Annotated in this window: 4 protein-coding genes; all 4 read left to right on the forward strand. The window is 72.4% G+C overall.

All coding sequences use genetic code 11. From position 1 onward, the window contains the following. Nucleotide 1 precedes the first annotated feature (1 nt). From ACZ32T_RS15515 to ACZ32T_RS15530, 4 genes are read left to right on the forward strand one after another with little or no spacing between them, the layout of a single operon-like run. Entirely contained in the window at nt 2–3,355 is a 3,354-nt protein-coding gene (locus tag ACZ32T_RS15515; protein ID WP_467367256.1) for an AAWKG family protein, read from the forward strand. Beyond that, a complete protein-coding gene (locus tag ACZ32T_RS15520; protein ID WP_467367260.1) occupies nt 3,352–3,855 on the forward strand; it encodes a YbaB/EbfC family nucleoid-associated protein in 504 nt (167 codons plus the stop codon). Before ACZ32T_RS15515 ends, ACZ32T_RS15520 begins: the two co-directional genes overlap by 4 nt. Then, nucleotides 3,852–4,217, forward strand: a complete 366-nt coding sequence (locus ACZ32T_RS15525) for a hypothetical protein (protein ID WP_467272099.1) — start codon at nt 3,852–3,854, stop codon at nt 4,215–4,217. The genes ACZ32T_RS15520 and ACZ32T_RS15525 overlap by 4 nt, the downstream gene beginning before the upstream one ends. Beyond that, nucleotides 4,218–18,248 carry a lonely Cys domain-containing protein gene (locus tag ACZ32T_RS15530; protein WP_467367262.1) on the forward strand — a complete coding sequence of 4,677 codons (14,031 nt, stop codon included), beginning with the start codon at nt 4,218–4,220 and terminating at the stop codon, nt 18,246–18,248. Nucleotides 18,249–18,308 lie beyond the last annotated feature (60 nt).

Below are 18,308 nucleotides of genomic sequence, written 5' to 3' on the forward strand. Positions count from 1 at the left end.
CATGGCCGACGAGAACGTCAAGCCGCTCACCTCGGCCAATGACTCCTGGCATCAGGCCGTGATGTTCTTCACCGGCTACAAGGCGCCCGCGCGCGACACCCTCTTCAAAAGCCTCGAAGGCAACGAGGGAATTCCGCAGATGAAGGTGGAGATCAGCAGACAGAACTCCGTGACGTACGTCGATGTGGAAGATCTCGACTGGATGGTTGAGAACTCCGGCTGGCGCATCGAGAACACCGACTTCGTCATTCCCTTCTACGCGACCAGCGACGACACCGCGTCCACCGGCGACCAGGTCTCGATGTACAAGGCCCGTTTCACCCTGCTCGGCAACAAGAGCAACGACGGCCCTCCGGCCGGCGGCGTGGTGGAGGGCGGCGAGTTCAAGAGTCAGTACGACGACCACCTCGGCCTCTCGGGGGACAAGGCGACCTGGAGCACCCAGGGCCTCACCCAGTACAGCTACGGCACGGGCCGGGCGCTGGAGGCGCTGCTGTACGAGGAGAAGGGGACGCACGGCTTCGCCTGGAACGGCGTGGACGTGCCGAACGACCAGGCCGTCTCCCTGGCGTCCTTCGACACGGCGGCGGCGTCCTTCGACCGGGTGGCCCAGTTCTTCGCCGCGCGCAGCAAGGCCGTGGAGGAGTGGGAGAGCAGGCTCGGGACGGAGCAGAACGAGGCGTGGCGGGGCCAGGCCGCCGGTGTCTTCTGGAACCTCGTCCACACGCTCGGCAAGCAGTACGCCGGCTACGAGAAGGACACGCGGGCGTCGGATTCGACCGGGTCGCTCCAGGGCGACGAGATCCGTCAGGCGAAGACGGACTTCCGCGACGCGGTGGTCGAACTGCACCGCAGGTGGATGGACTGGGAACTCTATATGGGGAACCCGTTGCGATGGCTTCACGATCTGCTGAAGGAAATAGCCGATCATGTGTGGCACAACAATATCAAGCAGATCACTTACAAGGTGAACAGTACGGGCGGGCAATATCCGTCCTACTACACCACGTATCACACGACGGGTACGTTCGCTCAGGACGCGACACGTCTGGGTAAATCCGATGGCTTCGGGCCTCTGACGGAACTCTCGACGTGGAAGGAAGTCGGGGAAAGGGCCATCGAGAACTGGCAGGCGTCGGTGATCGAGAACCTGGTGGAGCCCGCCGACGAGGCGATCCGCCTGGTGCACAACAGCTGGAGTACCAAGAACTTCGATCTCGGGTCCATCAGGACCAGGGGCGGCGACGACCTCTCGTCCCAGTACGCCGAGGACCAGGCGGCCAAGGACAAGGCGGAGGCGGAGGCCGCGGCGGCCGCGGCGGCGAAGAAGCAGGAAGAGTTCATGCAGTGGCAGAAGGACCAGGCGGCTGCCGCCGCCGCGGCTGCCGCTGCCGCCAAGGCCGAGCAGGAGGCGAAGGAGAAGGCCGCCAAGGCCGAGCAGGAGGCCAAGGAGAAGGCGGCCAAGGCCGAGCAGGAGGCCAAGGAGAAGGCCGCCGCGGAGGAACAGGCCCGGCGGGACGCGGAGGCCGCGGCGAAGCAGGCCGAGCAGGAGGCGAAGCAGGAGGCCAAGGAGAAGGAGCAGGAGGCCAAGCAGGCCGAACAGGAGGCCAAGCAGGAGGCCAAGGAGAAGGAACAGGAGGCCAAGCAGGCCGAACAGGAGAAGAAGCAGGAGGCGAAGCAGGCCGAGCAGGAGGCGAAGCAGGAGGCCAAGGAGAAGGAGCAGGAGGCCAAGCAGGCCGAACAGGAGAAGAAGCAGGAGGAGGCCCAGGCACGGCAGGAACAGATGCAGCTCCTGCAGATGAACCAGGCGAAGGCCGACCAGGAGCGGGCCAGGAAGGAGCAGGCGGAGCAGCAGGCCGAAGCCGAGGCGAAGCAGGCTGCCAAGGAGGCCGAGCAGGAGGCCAAGCAGGCGGAGCAGGAGGCGAAACAGGAGGCGATACAGGCCGAGCAGGAGGCCAAGCAGGAGGAGAAGGAGAAGGAACAGGAGGCGAAACAGGCCGAACTGGAGGCCAAACAGGCCGAGAAGGAGAAGGAGGCGGAAGCCGCGCAGGAGGCGGCGCGCCAGGAGCAGGAGCAGAAGCAGGCCGAGCAGGAGCAGCGGCAGCTGGCCCAGGAGAAGGAACGCGAGGAGGCCCAGGCGCAGGCACAGGCCGCCTACGACGAGCAGCGGCAGCAGGTGCTGGGCGGGGGATCACTCAACAGGGACGCCCTCGACGCCCGTTCCCTCGACGCCCGTTCCCTCGACGGAGGGTCGCTCAACGGCGGTTCCCCGGTCGGTGACACGGCGGCCCGCGACGCGCTCAGCAGGATCTCGGCCGACGCCGGAGTGATCGGCGGGGGTTCGCTCAACGGTGGATCCCTCGACGGCGGCTCGCTGGACGGGCCCCTCCTGGGTGACGATCTCGCGTCCCCCACCACCATCAGCGGCCCCGTCCACCAAGGCGACGGTCTGCCCGGCCCCGACGGCGCCGTCACACACATGGACAGCGACGGCCGGGTGGTCACGGACCATCCGGACGGCAGCAGAACGACCATCGACCCGCAGAACCACACCGCTACGATCACCCGCCCGGACGGCACCTCCATGACGGGCCCCCTCAACATCGGCGACACGCTGCCGAACCCCGACGGGAGCCTGTCCCATCTGGATCCCGAGGGCCGCCTCGTCACGGAGTTCCCCGACGGCAGCACCTCGGTCCTGGACCCGGACACGGGTGCCACGACCTATGAACGGCCCGACGGCACGACGACCTCCGGCTATCTGAACGGCGGCACCGGCAGCTCGCCCTCCGGCTACGACACCTCCTCGTACGGCTCCGGCTTCCCCTACGAGGAGGAGCTGTACGACGAGCTCCCCTACGCCTCCCCGTTCGACCGGGCGGCGGCCGCCGCGGCCGAGGGGGCCGGCTCCACCCCGATGGTCGGCACACCCCTGAACACCGGCTCGCTCCCCGGTTCCTCGGTCGCCGGCTCCGGAGGGGCCGGGGGCACACCCATGGGAGGCATGCCGATGGGCGGGATGCCGATGGGTGGACAGGGTGGCGGGCAGGGCGGCCAGGGCACCTCCGAACGCATCCGCAACGTCATCGACGGGGGCCAGGTCGTCAGCAACCGCAGGAGCAGGGGCGGTACGGGCGTGACGGCGTCGAGCCGGGCGCCCGACGAGGCGCCGATCGCCCTGCCGAGGAACGCCACGACCACGAGCGGCATGCCCTTCGTCCCGCCGGCGGGCGGCGGCGCTCCGGCCCGTCCGCAGACGGAGAGCGGCGACCGGGCGAGGGAGGCGTGGGTCCAGGAGGAAGAGGATGTCTGGGGTACGGACGAGGGTGGCTCACCTGCCGTGATCGGCCGATGATCCCGGGGGACCCGCACGAGCCGATGGACCGGCGCGTGGCGAAGGCGATGGCGGAGCTCCAGGCGGTGGAGGCCGCCGTGGCCCGGGCCGAGGAGGATCTGCGCGGCGCTTCGCACACGGTGCGCTCGCGCGACCGCACGGTCGAGGTGACGGTAGGGCCACAGGGCGAGCTGATGGGGCTGCGGTTCCTGGACGGCCGGTACCGCTCCATGCCGGCCGGGCAGCTCGCCGCCTCGGTGCTGGAGGCCGCGGACCAGGGACGCGCGGAGATGGCGCACCGGGTGCGGGAGATCTTCGAGCCGCTGACCCGGCCCAGCGGGGTGGCACCGGAGTTCGGCGGTTTCGAGGTCGACTGGGACCGCGTCCTCGGTCCCGCGTACGAGAGCCCCGGGGGTGCCGGGGGCCGGCGGTCCGGCGACCGGCTGCGGGACGAGATCCACGACGACTCGGACGACGACGGCCGGACGGGTCCGGGAGCCCGGAGCGGGGGCAGGGCATGAGCGGTCTGTACGAGGCGGACCCGGGCGGTCTGCGGCGCAGCATCGAGGAGATGAAGAACCTGCCCGCCCTGGCGAAGAAGATGGGCGAGGACTTCCGGCGGCAGGAGAACGACTACACCGACTGGCCCGGCTGGACGGACGACTTCGCCCGGGACGTGCGTCCGAAGTACGAGGAGAACAACCGGTACTGCACCGACATCGCCCAGGGCCTTTACGAGGCGCTGGACGCGCTGGTCTCGGCGACGCTCACCAACCTGGAGAACATCGAGGGCACCCGGACCGACACCACGGAACAGATCCAGGCCCACCAGCGGAAGACGGACGAGGCCCTCGGGGGCGACGGCGGGCAGGGGAAGCGCTGAGTGCAGGAGATCAATTTCCCCGAGGACGTCAGGAAGATGCTCTGGATCCTGCTCGGCGAGATGCCGTTGCAGGCCAGGGAGAACCTGGCGTGGGACAGCCGTGCCCTCTACCTCGACCTGGGGAAGCGGGTCCTCGAACTGCGCGACGCCGTGCGGGAGTCCGTACAGAACGCCGGCCGCGCGCTGCCGGAGGACGTCGCGCGCGGTTACGTCCAGGGGCTGTCCCTGCTGACGGACGACGGGGGCGTCAACCGGCTGGAGGAGCTGGTCGACCAGCTGGACGACATGGCGGACGGGCAGATCGACTACTCGATGAAGATCCAGGAGTCGAAGTGGGAGATCATCGCCGAGATCGTCATGCTCCTGATCGAGCTGGCCTTCCTTGCGGCTATGGCGTTCTTCACGGGCGGCACGTCGATCTCCCAGATGGCGCTGGCACGGGCCCGCAGCCGGCTCGCGCTGCTGATGATCATCGACCGGCTGCTGCGGATGACCCATATCGCGCCCGCGCTGAGCGAGGCGTTCGCCGAGGCGATCCAGACGCTGGCGGTCAAGCTCTCCCAGATCGCGTTCAACCCGCCGGGCCGTAAACCGGACGGCATCGACTGGGGCGACGTCGGCAAGGCCGCGGCGTTCGGTGCCCTCGGGGGTCTCTTCGAGAGTGTCGGCGGGTACTTCTCGAACAAATTCAAGAACTGGCTCGACACGGGGGGCAACCACTTCGACAACCTGCCCGTCGACGTCCCGAAGCCGAACCCGTTCGTGACCAAGGTGCTCAACGACGTCTACGACGTCCCGGCGGTCTTCGTCGTCTCCGGGCTCAGCGAGACGCTGGCGGAGGTGCTGGTCAACGGACTCTTCGACGGGAACTGGGAGTTCAAGTGGGAGACGTTCGTGGGGTCCGGCACCAGTGGGGTGTTCGGGATGTACGCGGAGTCCGCCGTCGGGGGAGGGGCGCTGTGGCTGAACAACAAGTTCTTCGCCCCGCCGGTGGGCCCGGACTCGCTGAACGACCTGCCGCGCACGGGCGGTACGGGCGGCGACGGCCCGACCACCCGAGCGGTGCCGACGGCCGGGGCCGGACCCGGCACGGTCGGCGGAAGCCCCCTGCCCACGACCGGCACGCCCCCGGCCGTCACACCGCCGCCGGCCACGCTGCCCCCGGCGGTCGCGCCACCGCCGGTCCTGTCCCCGCTCGTCACGACCTCCACCGCGGGCCCGGCCACGTCGCTCGGGCCGTCGTCCACGCCCGGCCCGCCGGTGTCCGACGGCGTGCGGGGCGACGTGCCGGACACGGTCCGGACCGGTGGCGGGGTCCCGGGGCCGGTGTCGGCCCTCCCGCTTTCTCCGCCCGGGACGGTGCTGCCACCTCTCGCGCCGGCGCCCGTACAGACGGCCGGGACGACGAACCCCACGCCGAACCCCGCGACGAACTCCACGCCGGAGTCCACGCCGGAGTCCACGACGAGCCCCACGCCGGACCTTACGGCGGACCCCACGACGGATCTGCCGTCGGGATCGGGGTCGGTGTCCGCGCCGCATCTGCCCGCCTCGTCCTCGCCGACCGCCCCGCAGGCGCCCCACGCGTCAGCCGCACGGGCCGGAGCCGGTACGGACCAGTCGGGACCGGCCGAGGAAGTGGCCGCGGACCCCGCCGACGACGCCGGAGCATCGCCCGCCGTAGCTCCGCCGACGGCGACGCACACGCCGACGCACACGCCCACCGCCGACCTGCCGCACACGTCGGCAGCCGCGCCGGACACCTCACCCGCCGCCACTCCTCCGGGAGCGATGCCTGTGAGCAGCCCGTCGCCGGTGCCCACCACCTCGGCCGCGGGTGCGCCGGCGCTTTCGCACCCGCAGTCCACCCCGCCCTCCCCCGCCTCGTCGGCCACCCCGCCCCCCTCGGCGCCCGCGACGCGGGCCGCGGACCAGCAGGAGCTGCCGGGCGAGCCGGGCCCGGAGGACCCGGTGTCGCCGGACCACCGTCCCGAGGTGGCCGGGGCGCCCGGCCCCGTGCCGGGGACCACCGGCCCGGGGTCGTCGCCGGACTGGGAGGCGGCGCGGGCCGGGGCGGAGCCGGTGACCCGCTCGCACACCTGGGTCGACCCGGTGTCGACGCCCTCCGATCCGCAACGGCCGGGGCAGACGACTCAGTTCGCGGTGAGGTCGAAGTTCGACGTACGCCGCTTCGAGGCCGGCGGCGACCATGTCACCGACCTCACCGTCCATGTCGGCACCGCCTCCCCGGACGGGATGCCCGACGGCGTCTGGGACAAGGTGGTCAGCGGCGTCGAGACCGCGCTCAACGCCCCGGGCCACCGGCTGCCCAACGGCGACCTCCTGCATGTGACCGTGGAGCGCGTCGGGAGCGACCCGCACCCCAACGGGCTCAACGTCGACTTCGTCGGCCGTGACCAGCAGATGACCCGCTCCGCCTGGTGGGCGGACGCCGACCCCGTCGACTACGCGCACGAGATCACGCACATGCTCGGCCTCCGCGACGAGTCCCGGCACGCAGCCGCCCCGCATCGCCCGGACGTCGAAGGGAGCCTCCTCGGCGACTACACGCGGCCCGCACCCGAAGGCCTCGCCCAGGGTGGCCTGCGCGGCCGCCACCTTCAGCTGATCAGCACGCTCGTCGGGGACGTCACCCCCACCGCGCCCCCGAAAGCCGCCGAGACTGCGACCGCCACCGCGACGGCCACCGCAGCCGAGGTCCTCCCGCCGCCTCCCCGCCGCCCGGTCACCACCAGCGGTGACCCCGGCGCCGAGCCGTACGCGCCCGTGCTCCCCAGCACCCGGCCCCCCGTGCTGGAGCGGGACCGGCCCCGGCCGCTCGGCGGGCGGCGGGACCGGGCCGACTTCGGCAACGGCTCCCGGATGCCCGCCTACATCGACGACGTGCAGGAACTCATCCGGGACGCACCCCCGGAGATCCTCCTCGACATGGTCTCCGGTGGCATGACCTTCGGGCACAGCGACGTCGTCCTGCGCGGCACCGGCCAGGCGCTGGCCGAGATCGGCCGCGTGCTGTCGGCAGGGTCCGACACCGTGCGCCCGGAGCGGCCGAAGAAGGGCCGTACGACCGGTTCGAGCCTGATGGACGACGTCACGTACGCCTTCACCCACGAGCCCAAGACGCTGGCCGGGGAAGGACGCGTCTTCCCGTACACGGCGCAGGACGGCAGTGTGCGGAAGCTGGGGGTCGTCGCGCGCCACTACGGCGACTGGGAGCAGTTCGACGACACCTACGGCAGCCCCGTCAAGGTGGACGGGATGCACCGCTCGGTCTTCACCGCCGGGCAGAGCAAGACCATGCAGTCGGCGACCCAGATCGCGCTGGGCGGGCCCATCGGACCTGTCGGCACAGCCGCTTTCAGCGGCTTCGGGCGGCTCGGTCTGCGGTTCGGTTTCACCGACCGGGTGGGATACGGGCAGACCGAGCAGGGGACGAGCCAGACGGAGACCCGCGCGCTCGACGGCTCGCGGGTGTATCTGGACCACGTCCACTACGACCTCCAGGTCACCGATGCGGACGGCCGGACCGTCACCGACCCCGGGCCCGCCGTCTTCGGGTTCGCGATGCGGGACGGGCTGTCCGTACGGCTGCCGGACAGTGTGACGAGCACGACCGCGTCCTTCGGGCGCATCCCCCGCTCCATGGAGCTCAGCCGGCAGTCGGCCTACCGGTTGGTCCGGACGGAGGGGTTCGGCCCCGTGTCCCGGATGCGGGACTGGGCGGCCCAGGAGATCGGGGTCGCACCGGACAGCACCGCCTACGGTGAACTGAACTCCTTCTTCTCCTCGTTGAGCTTCCAGCGGCAGAGCCCCGCACTGTCGAGGGGCCGGGTCACCACCGTGCCGCTGTTCGCCGACGACAAGGCCCGTACTCCGCTGGGCGTGTTCGTCGTCGATGTGGTGCCGGGCCGGGCGACGCTGATCACGGAGACGCCCGACGCGGAGATGCGCGACATCAACACCGTGGCCGTGCGCAACGACCGGAGTGTCCAGAAGACGGCGGCGCTCGGCATCGACGGCGTCGCCGGGCCGGCCTTCAACTTCTTCGACCTGGGGAACGGCACCCTCAATCTCCGTCTCCAGTTCGGTGGCGCGTTCCGCTACCTCTTCTCCGTGTCGCGCACCGCCGGCCTCGGCGGCTCCGGGGCGATCAAGACGGCCGGCCAGGTCAAGGGCGACGCCACGGGTCTCTACCTGGTCCGCAAGACGGTGTACGTCCAGCGCAGCGGCAGTGGCACCAGGCCGCAGCAGTTCCACACCTGGAGCGTGGACCGGATGACGCGTACGGAGGCGCGGCGGCTGGCCGGCTGGGACGACGGGCTGCGACGCGCGCTGCGGGCGGGAACACCCGAGCCGTTCGCCCCCGCGTATCTGACCCCGGACCGGCCGCCCACCCTGGGCATGCACCGGGTGGAGGAGTTCGCCTTCAGCGACGGTACGAAGACCGGGCCGGCCGGTGTCGCGGGACAGGAGCGCACCCTCCTGGACACCTTCGCCGACGAGGTGCTGACGGCGCTCGCGGCGACGTATCCGGGGATGGTCGCGCGGCTCGACCAGCTGGCGCCACCGGAGCACAGGACCTGGCGGGAGCGGGCGCACGCCCTGCTGGACCGGCCCGATCCGTCCGCCGTCGCACGCCCCGCGCCGACGACGCGATGGAGGAACGACGACGAGTACCGCACGGCTCTCGCCAACACGCTGGAGGTCCTCAGCGCCCTGTCGCACCGGAGCATGGCGGGGAACCTGGAGGCGCTGACCACGACCGGCATCCGGATCCGGTTCAACGAGCCGGGCCGGATCGGGCAGGGCCACCGCTACATCTGGCTGCGCGGAGAGCTGACCAACCGCCGCTTCGAGGGCGTACAGGACGACTTCAAGCTGCGCTACAGCTCGATCGGTGTGGAGCGGGTGGACGGCCAGAAGAGCGCCAAGCGCATCGGGGAGGCGGGCGTCGAAGGGCTGCTCGCCTTCCGCGATCCCATGACCGACGACATCGGTGCCCCGAACAACTCCGGCGGGCCGAGCGCCGGCGTGCGCTGGGGGTGGCAGAACGACGAGGAGACCAGCTTCGGCGCGACGGCCACGTACGAGCCGATGACGGTGAGCGCAGGGCCGTCGCACCTCTACCGCTACGACCTCTCGCTCACCGTGGACCGCGGCGGGTACTGGCGGTTCCGCGGCCTGCTGCGAGGGGCGGCGACGCTGGGGCTGCTCGGCACCCAGCCGTTCGTCTTCAGCCGGCCGCAGGACCTGCTCATCGGTGTGGGCCCCGGCGGGCAGCGGGTCGGCGGCGGCCCCCTGGCCGCGCAGGTGCTCATCAGCATCCCCGGTACGCACGCGCCCGCGGTGGACCCGCACCGCCTCGGTGCCGCCAATCCCTATGCGAGCGTCGCCCTCCAGCCGGTGCGGACCCTGCGCCCCGAACGGGCACGGGCCCTGGCTCTCGGCGACCTGTCCAGGCCGGGCAGCCTGGTGCGCGCCACCGACCTGGTGGGGGACGCGGGCCCCGTGACGGCGGACGGCCGGGGCTCGCAGATGTTCCGGGACCTGCAGAACCATCCGTTCCTGACCATCGACGTCGTACCGTCACCGGCACTCGTCTCGGCCCTGGGGCAGACCATGACCTCCGGGTCGGGTGGTGCGTGGCAGCTCACCGAGGAAGGGGCACCGACGCGCGAGGCCGTGCTCCGTGCCTTCCAGCCCCAGTACCTGACGGCCAACTTCGACCAGAGCTCCGGACCGCTGGGCTGGAGCGCCTCGGGGCTGATGGGCAAGGGCCCGTACGCCACCCTGTGGGCCACCTTCCGGCACCTGACGGCGGTGGACGGCATCCAGGCCCTCACCGGGTCGGTGCCGATGGACACGGAGATGGTGCTCGGCGGCACCGGTCAGACGGCGGGGAAGCTCACGAAGACCCGCACCTTCTTCGTCGGCGGGCAGCTCGTCTACGCACGCTCCCACGCGGCCGGGCCCGGCCTGCTCGGCACGTACGGGCTGGTGGCCAGCCCCTGGTCGACGGCCGACCAGTCGAGCAGGACCGTGACCCGCGCCTTCGTCCACGACATGAACCGCAAGGGCTTCGGCCACCAGGTGCTCGTGTCGGGCACCGCCGAGCACTGGCTGGCCCTGACGTCCAGCCTGTTGAACTCCGGCGCCGCGGGCCGGCCGTTGGTGCCCGACTGGATCGCCGCGGCGGCCGGCCGGATGACGACCGTGCCCGGTGGCTGGCTGGCCCATGTGCCGGAGAAGAGCGCCCACCTGGTGGGGCTGATCGACGACGGCATGGGCGAGGTGCCGCGCTACACCGAGCACCGCTGGTCTCCGCAGTCATGGCTGCGGAACGAGGCCTTCGGCACGTACGCCGTCAACGCGCTGGACCCGACCGCGGCGCTTGCCGCGTTCGAACAGCAGGTGGCCGCGTTCGGGCTGGACGACGCCGGCCGGGAACGCGTCCGGACCCTGGTCTCCTCCCGGGTCATGCGGTCCCTGGACAAGGAGTTGACGGGCAGCGGCTCCTCCGTTCCGGCCCGCACCGGCGCGTGGGGCTGGCACAGCGTGCGCATCGGCAAGCGGCAGATCCGGATCAGGGTCCAGCTCGAACCGGGCACGCCGACGTTCGAGATGCTGGACCACAGCGTGGAGATGGAGGAGAACCGGCGGGCCATCGAGACGGTCACCGAAGGCGCCGAGTCCACGAAGGGCGCCGACTTCGGCTATCTCGTGGGGGAGGCCGTCCACACGGAGAACACCACCGGAGCCGTGGCGGGGGGCCCCACCTTCACGGAGACCGGCTCCGGCCGCACATCCAGCGGCGAGAGCCGGACGGAATCCACCCTGACCGTGTTCCGGGCCGCCTCGACGGAGCCGTACGCGGAGATCGCGACGCCCTACACGCTCCGGATCACCCTGGAAGCCGACGACCCGGCGCCGGGGCGACGGGGGCCCGTGCGGAAGGGGTTCGACCGGTTCCGCGGCAAGCAGGTCATCAGCGTGGCACACCCCGCCGGGGCCCTGCGCGAGCATGTGCCGCTGAGCCTGATGGCCCCCGACGCCGGTCCGGACACCGGGGGTGACGATCTGCTTCCGCCCCCGGACCTGACGGGGCTCGCCGCACCACGGCAGGGCCTCTCGCCGTACGTACTGGGCCCTGACACCCGGCACGGTGACGGCACCCTGAAGCCGTTCCGGTTCCCCGCCACCGGTTTCGACGTACGCCGGATCGTCGGCCTCGCGGACATCCAGGTGGCGAACACCTACGCGCTGGCCCTGTCGTACGACGCGGGATTCTCCATGGACGGACCCGATGCCCCGCGCAGGGCCAGGGACACCGGGCTGACCCGGCTGGGCACCGGCTCGGCACAGGCGCTGGAGGACGGTTCCGGCAACGCCGCTCTCACGGCGTACTACCACCGTGCGTTGACGCCGCAGGGTTACGGCATCCCCGGGCTGACCGAGAAGAACATCGCCGCCACCGAGAGCGCGCAGCTGGAGCTGTACGCGAAGCCCGACTTCAGCCGTGCCCGGCTGCTGACCGTCGCCGACGGCAAGAAGATGGAGATGCTCCGGCGGACGGGGGTCGGCGCGGCGGCGTCCGTCGGCCGGGAGAACGTCCAGGACTCCGCGCTCGGCGCGGGCGTCCTGATCAGCTCCGACAAGACCGGCCTGCACCAGATGGGCGGTTCGGGCACCGGGCCGTACGCCGCCGACGGCGACGCGCTGCCCACCTCGGCGGACCAGCTGACCTCCATCAACACGAAACCCAAGACGGGACGGGTGTTCCTGTTCGCCGTCCCCACCTCGTGGCTGAGCGTCGCCGACGTGCAGCGGGGTATCAAGGACACCCGCGTCGGGCGTTTCGTCGGCGGCACCTTCGGGCGTGCCAGACCCGGCCTGAAGGCGGTGTCCTCGGAGGCGTACGCCCTGACCTGGGTCAGGGACGACGTCGCCCGGGAAATCGGACTGATCGACGACACGAACTTCCCTGCCCGGGTGGGTGCCGCGTGGGACGCCGTCGGCAAGGCGAGCAAGGCCTGGGTCGACGCCGACAAGGCGTACTGGAAGAAGCGCCGCCCGGCGATCGCCCTGAAGGAGGAGCGGGACGCGGCGCGGGTCGTCCTCGACGACGCGGAGACGGCCGCCGGGGCGGCGGACCGCCGCCTGACAGCGGCGAACCTCGCCGCCGTGGCTCCCCACGAGGCCCTCGCGACGGCGCGGGCGCGGCTGGACACGGCACGCGGCCAGGTCCGGGACGCCCGGGCGGCGATCGAGGCCGACCTGGAGTCGGCAGGTGAGACCGCGCACGACGGCTGGGCGGATCTGATGCGCGAGCAGATCGCCCGGGCCCGCACGGAGCTGGCGACCGCCGAGGCGCGACTCCCCCTCCTGGAGGCCCGGGTGGCCTCTTCGACTGGTCCCGCCGAGGAGGCCGCGCGCGCGGTGACCGGGGCGGAGGAAGAGGTGGCCGCGGCTGCCCTGCGGGTCCGGTCGGCCACCCGGCGGCACGACGCGGCCGTCGCCGCCTTCGGCAACCGGCGGGCCCTGCTCGACACGCTGAGGACGACGGCCCAGGACGCGGCGGCCGAGTACCACCGGGTGCGGGCGGCGACGGACCAGCTCACCCGGTGGCACCAGGAAGCGGCCACCGCCGAGGGCCGGGAGCGGCTGGCGGGCCGGACGGAGCCCGCAGCCGTCACCTACCGGAAGCCCGCGCCCGCGCCGGTGCTCCCGGCACCGCCCGCGCCCCCGGCGTACACGAGGACCGGCACCGGTGCGGACGCCCGGCTGACCTCGCCCGACCAGGTCGCGTACGCCCTGCACGACGTACCGGAGGACGGGGACGCCTTCCTGCACGCCCTGGTCGAGGGCCTGAGCAGGAGCGCGCCGCATCTGCTCGGCGACCAGGGGGTGGGCCTCGGCGACCGGCGTGCGGCGGCCGACGCGGTGCTGCGGATGCTCGCCGCCCGGCTCATGGACCCGTCGGACGCGGACCTGCTCGACGCCGTCGCCCCGGACGTCACGGACACCTTCAGCGACGCCGAGGCCACCGGGGCGGGGCTGCGGGGGGCCACGGGACCGCTGGCGGCGGACTCCCCCGGTGGCCGCGAGTTCGACGGTCTCGGAGGGCTGATGCCGCACTCCGTGGCCCCCGACCGGGCGGCCCGGGCCGCGCTGGCCGTCGCCCAGCTGATGCGCCCGGGCGACGCGGAGGGGGAAGCGGGCTGGGACCACGGGGCGGCGGATCTGCTGCCGGTGCTCGCCGCCCGGACGTTCGGGGTGGACATCACTGTCGTGGACGAGGCGGGGCGCTTCCAGGACTTCCGGCCGGGACCGTCCGACCCCACGGGCCACCTGGCGGGCTCGCTGGACGCGCTGCCGGGGGGCCCTCGGCCGCGCGTGGTGCTGAGCCTGGCCGACCGCCACTACCAACTCGCGGTGCCGACGGAAGGGAAGCCGGAGCCGAAGCCGGAGCCGAAGCCGGAGCCGAAACCCGAGCCCGAGCCGAAGCCCGAGCCGACGCCGGAACCCGAGCCGAAGCCGGAGCCGACGCCCGAGCCGGAGCCGGAGCCGGAGCCCAAGCCGAAAGCCAAGCCCGATCAGCTTCTGCCCGGCGCGGCCAGAGGGCGTCCCGTGCGGGTCCCGGGCACCGGGGCGTGCCTCTTCTTCTCGTTCATGGCGAGCGACCCCGGCTACGTACGCGACCGGCTGCCCGGCCTGGCGGAGTCCCACCCCACCGCGTACGGCTGGCTCGACGACGCCGACGCCGTACGCGGGGAACTGAGCAGCCGGGCCGTGGCCCGGTCCACGACGGGGCACTACCCGGGAGGCCCGGAGATCGCTGTCGTCGACGCGATGCGCACGGCCGTCGAGGAGTACGTGACCAGGAGCGAAGGCCGGCTCCCCCCGTCCGTCATCGGGCAGCTGCGCCTGTCGACGGTGGCGGAGTTCGGGGCCAGGACCGCGCGACTGCACCGGGCCGGACTCGTCTCACTGCTCGCCCACCACGGGGTGGACGCGGACACCCTGGTCGACCGCTCGGAGGCGGGCCTGCGCACGGAGCTGGCCGCCCTGTACCCGACGAGCGCGGCTCCTCTGGACGATGTGGAGACGCACACGGTCCTGGACGCCGTCTCGCAGTGGGAGAACCGGTACATGACCGATGTCGGCGAGATCTTCCTGCCCCTGCTCGCGCACACCTTCGAGGCCCGGGTCGAGGTGGCGTGGAACGGCCGTCTGGCCGACACCCGCAGGGCCGGCCCCGACGGCGCGTCCCGTGTGATCGAGGTCCACTACAACGGGGTGGACCACTACGACGGGAGCAGCGCGGAACCCGGTGACCTGCTCATCTACGGCGAGAGCGTGGCGCCCAAGCGCGTGAAGCCCGAGGAGCGTGACAGCGAGGGCGACGTCCGGGTGAACCCGCTGTGGGTCCCGCTGGACGAGATCGACCCCGATCTGCTGGTCACGACCAACCCGGACGCGGTGTGGATCTACACGGTGACCGGGGACGGGCGGGTCCTGCTGGGCAGCGAGCAGCCGAGCGCGATCGTCACCCCGGAGCAGTTCGACGCGCTGCTCGCGGGCATGCGGCGGGTGACCCCGGACCTGACGGCGGACGAGCTGCGGAAGGACCTGGACGGCCTCGGGCACACGGGCATCGCGGCGCGGTTCGGGGAGTCGGGCCGGTCGGAGCCCGGGATGAGCCGGGTCTCCGGCGAGTTCCTGTGGAGCCGGGAACTGAAGCGGTGGACGGTGAACGACAAGTCGGGCCGCTACATGAGCGAATCCGTCCGACCCGGCCTCGACCCGGACATCGCGGCGGGCTGGCTACGGGAGGTGGCGCGGCTCTTCACGGAACGGCTGGGCGTGCGGGTCGTGCCCGAACAGGTCAAGACCGCGACCGCTGCCCCCACGCAGCCTCCGGCCCCACCCGCCGTGGTGCCGCTGAAGGGCATGGTGTCGCTCGCGGAACTCGACGCGATCGGGGTGACGCTGTCGCTGGCGCAGTCCACGCAGGCGGCGATCCTCGGCGACAGACTGCCCGTCGAAGAACTGGTCCTGACGCCGGAGCAGCACCAACTCATCCGGGTGCAGCGAGGCGAGCCCGACACCATGGCGCCCACACAGCTGCTGCTCGATTCCCCGGAACCCTCGTCCCCGGAGAGCAGCGTCGACTCCCTCGACATGATCATGGACTGGGAGGACGGCGACGGAGAGGACAGCGTGGTCGCCGAGCCGGACCACCACCAGATCCTGGAGGACCTCTACGGTCCCGGCATCGACACGGCCGACCTCTACCCGGTGCTGCGCGAAGCGCTGACACGGCTGGACACCCTGCGCCGGGCCACAGTCGGATTCCCGCTGCGTGACGGCCCGTTCGACCTGGACGCCGTGACCCGGTACGTCCTCGGGCTGGGCGAGCGGGCCCCCGTGACCCAGGTGCAGCGAGGCGAGCTGTTCCGGGTGGCACTCGACGAGACCGTGGAAGGGACCACGAGCCTCGCCGGCCTGGCCGCCTTCCGTCTCGTGCTGGACGGAGTGTTCTCCGTCGCCCGCACCCTGCCCCGGACCGGTGGCAGCCGGGGGAGGAACTGGACAGGCGACAGGATCAGGAACCTGGACACGGCACAGACGGTCGGAGCGGCCCAGCAGCCGTACGGGGAGCCCCCGCTCGGTGACGCCGATCCGGCGCCGTATGTCGTCCTGGCGGCCGAGGGTGGTCATGACCACGTCGTCGTGCTGGACGGCGAGGGCACGCCGCACCGCGTGCCCGCGGAGGTGTTCGCCGAACTGCTCGCCCTGGACCCGGTGCTGGCGGGTCTTCCCGCCGACGTCCCCGTGGTCCTGCTGGTCCCGGAGGCGGGCGCACGGGGCCTGGCCCTGCCGCGCGCGGTCGCCGGCCGCACCGGCCGCACGACCTGGGCGACCAGCGGCCGTCTGCGGTTCACCCCGCAGACGGAGAGTGGCCCGGCCGTCGTCTCACCGGAGCACCGTCCCGGTGAGACGACGGGGGCGTGGAGCGTCAGCGAGCCGGGCGAGGCGCTGGGGCCGGAGGACCTGCGGGACGCGCCCGCCTGGGAGAACGAGGTCGTGTCGTACACCCAGGTCGTGGAGGGCCGGTCGATCGGACGCTTCGTGTTCCACCCCGCCGAGGCCGCCCGCTTCGAGGGGCTGATGCGGCGGATGCCGGCGGCGACGGAGCTCTGGCACCAGAACCCCGTCACCGGGGCCCTGACCAAGGAACCCGATCCCGTGCCCTGGGCGGGCCGGCCGGCGTACTTCTTCGCCGTACACGCGTTTCCGGGGATGACGGACATGGCGCTGGACGGGGGCGCGAACCACATGGCGCGGGGTCCCGCGACGGGTGGCTTCCTCAAGCGGCGGCCGAGCGTGGCACGGCTCTCCGACGACCATGTGATCGTGATGGACGCCTGCTGGCACGCGGCTCCAGGAGGCGCGGACTTCGTCAACGGGGACTCCCCGCTCGCTCCGTACGTCGCCGACCCTCTCGCCACCGTCAGCGACGCCCAGTACACCGCCAACGAAACCGGCCGGACCGTGTTCGCCTCCACCAGGCCGAGCGGCATCCAGCGTCTGAGCGCGGAGCAGGGCGGCGGATACGTCCGCATCCTGAGCACCGATCCGCGGGGCAGGCGGGGGAGGTGGCTGGAATTCCGGCCCGAGCCGTCCGGTGCCGCGCTCGACGAGGTCGCCCGTGCCGCCGGTCTCCACCGGCACGACGGTCCGGCTTCGCCCGCCGTCCGGGACGCGGCCCTGCGGCTGGTGCGCGCCCTGCGGACGGTCCTGGGGGCGGACGTGGAGCAGGACGCCGACTACCCCCGACTGCTCGCAGGGATCGGCGCCCTGGAGGCGATGCGCGGAAGAGATCCGTTGCTGGCCGGTGCCACGCCGTTCACCATGGACCTGCTGAACCACGCCGTACGGGAGATCCGTGGGCCCCTTCCCGACGGCCCGCCGGACGGCACCGCCCTCGACGCCGAGGATTACCGCGCCGCCCTGCTGCACACCGCGACGGCACCCGGCACCGATGCCTCCCTCACCGCGTTCGTGCCGCTGCCCCTGCTCGTGGACGCGGCCCAGCGGCTGGGCGGCTTCGACGGGCCCGGCGCCCTCGACGCCGAGGCCGCCCGCGTACTGCGGCTGCCGGAGGGCGCCGGGGTGGGGCCGGCCCAACGGGCCCGGCTGTTCTGGGCGACCGCGGCGGCGCTCGCCTGGGAGCGCCGGACCCCCGACCCGGACAGCGAGGGCGCGCGGATCCTCCACCTGGAGCGGCCCGATCCCGCGCGCCGCGGTGACGTCATCGATCTGGTGGCGCGGGCGGCGGCCGCGGGACGGGACCTGGACAGCCCGGCGGCCCTGGCGGCGTTCCATCTGGAGGTGCTCGGGGCCCTCGCACCGGAGACCCGGCTGTTCGGCGCGGACGGCACCACGGCGGGACGCACCTGGTTCCCGAGCGCGCGGACGCCCGGGCCGCTGAACACGGGTGTCCTCGTCACCGCGGTGGCCAAGCCGGGCGGCGGACATCAGCCGGGCGGTGTGGAACCCGCACCGTGGAAGACACCCGGGAGCCCCGACCCGTACGTCATCTGGGCCCCCGGGGACTCCGGCCACCTCCTGATGGTCCTGCCCGGCAGCCCCGTCCTGCGGGTGCCGTACGACGAGATCGGCGAGCTGCTGTCCCGAGACGGGGAGCTGGTGGGCAAGTCGCTTCGGACCGATCTGGTCCTGGCCGTGCGGGAGGCCGGAGCCGCCGGCGGGCGGCCCGACCCACGGGGCGTCGTCGGCGCGCTGACCGGCAGAGGCGTGTGGACGACCACGGACAAGGTGTTCCTGACCGGTTCCTCCGTGCCGGACTCTCCGTACGCCGTCGTCGTCCTCCGGGGCGCTTCGGATCCGGGCGGGCCGTCGGCGGCGGGAGCCTGGTCCCGGATCGCGCCCGGGGCCTGGCCGGTCGTCGAGTCGTCTTCTGTTCACCCACTCTTCATGGGGTAACTCCCCGGTCAACCCTTTCAGTTGATGCCGTCTGGATGGTCTGGGGCGGGAGTTGTCAGC

This window comes from Streptomyces sp. NPDC023573 (genome assembly GCF_055559735.1).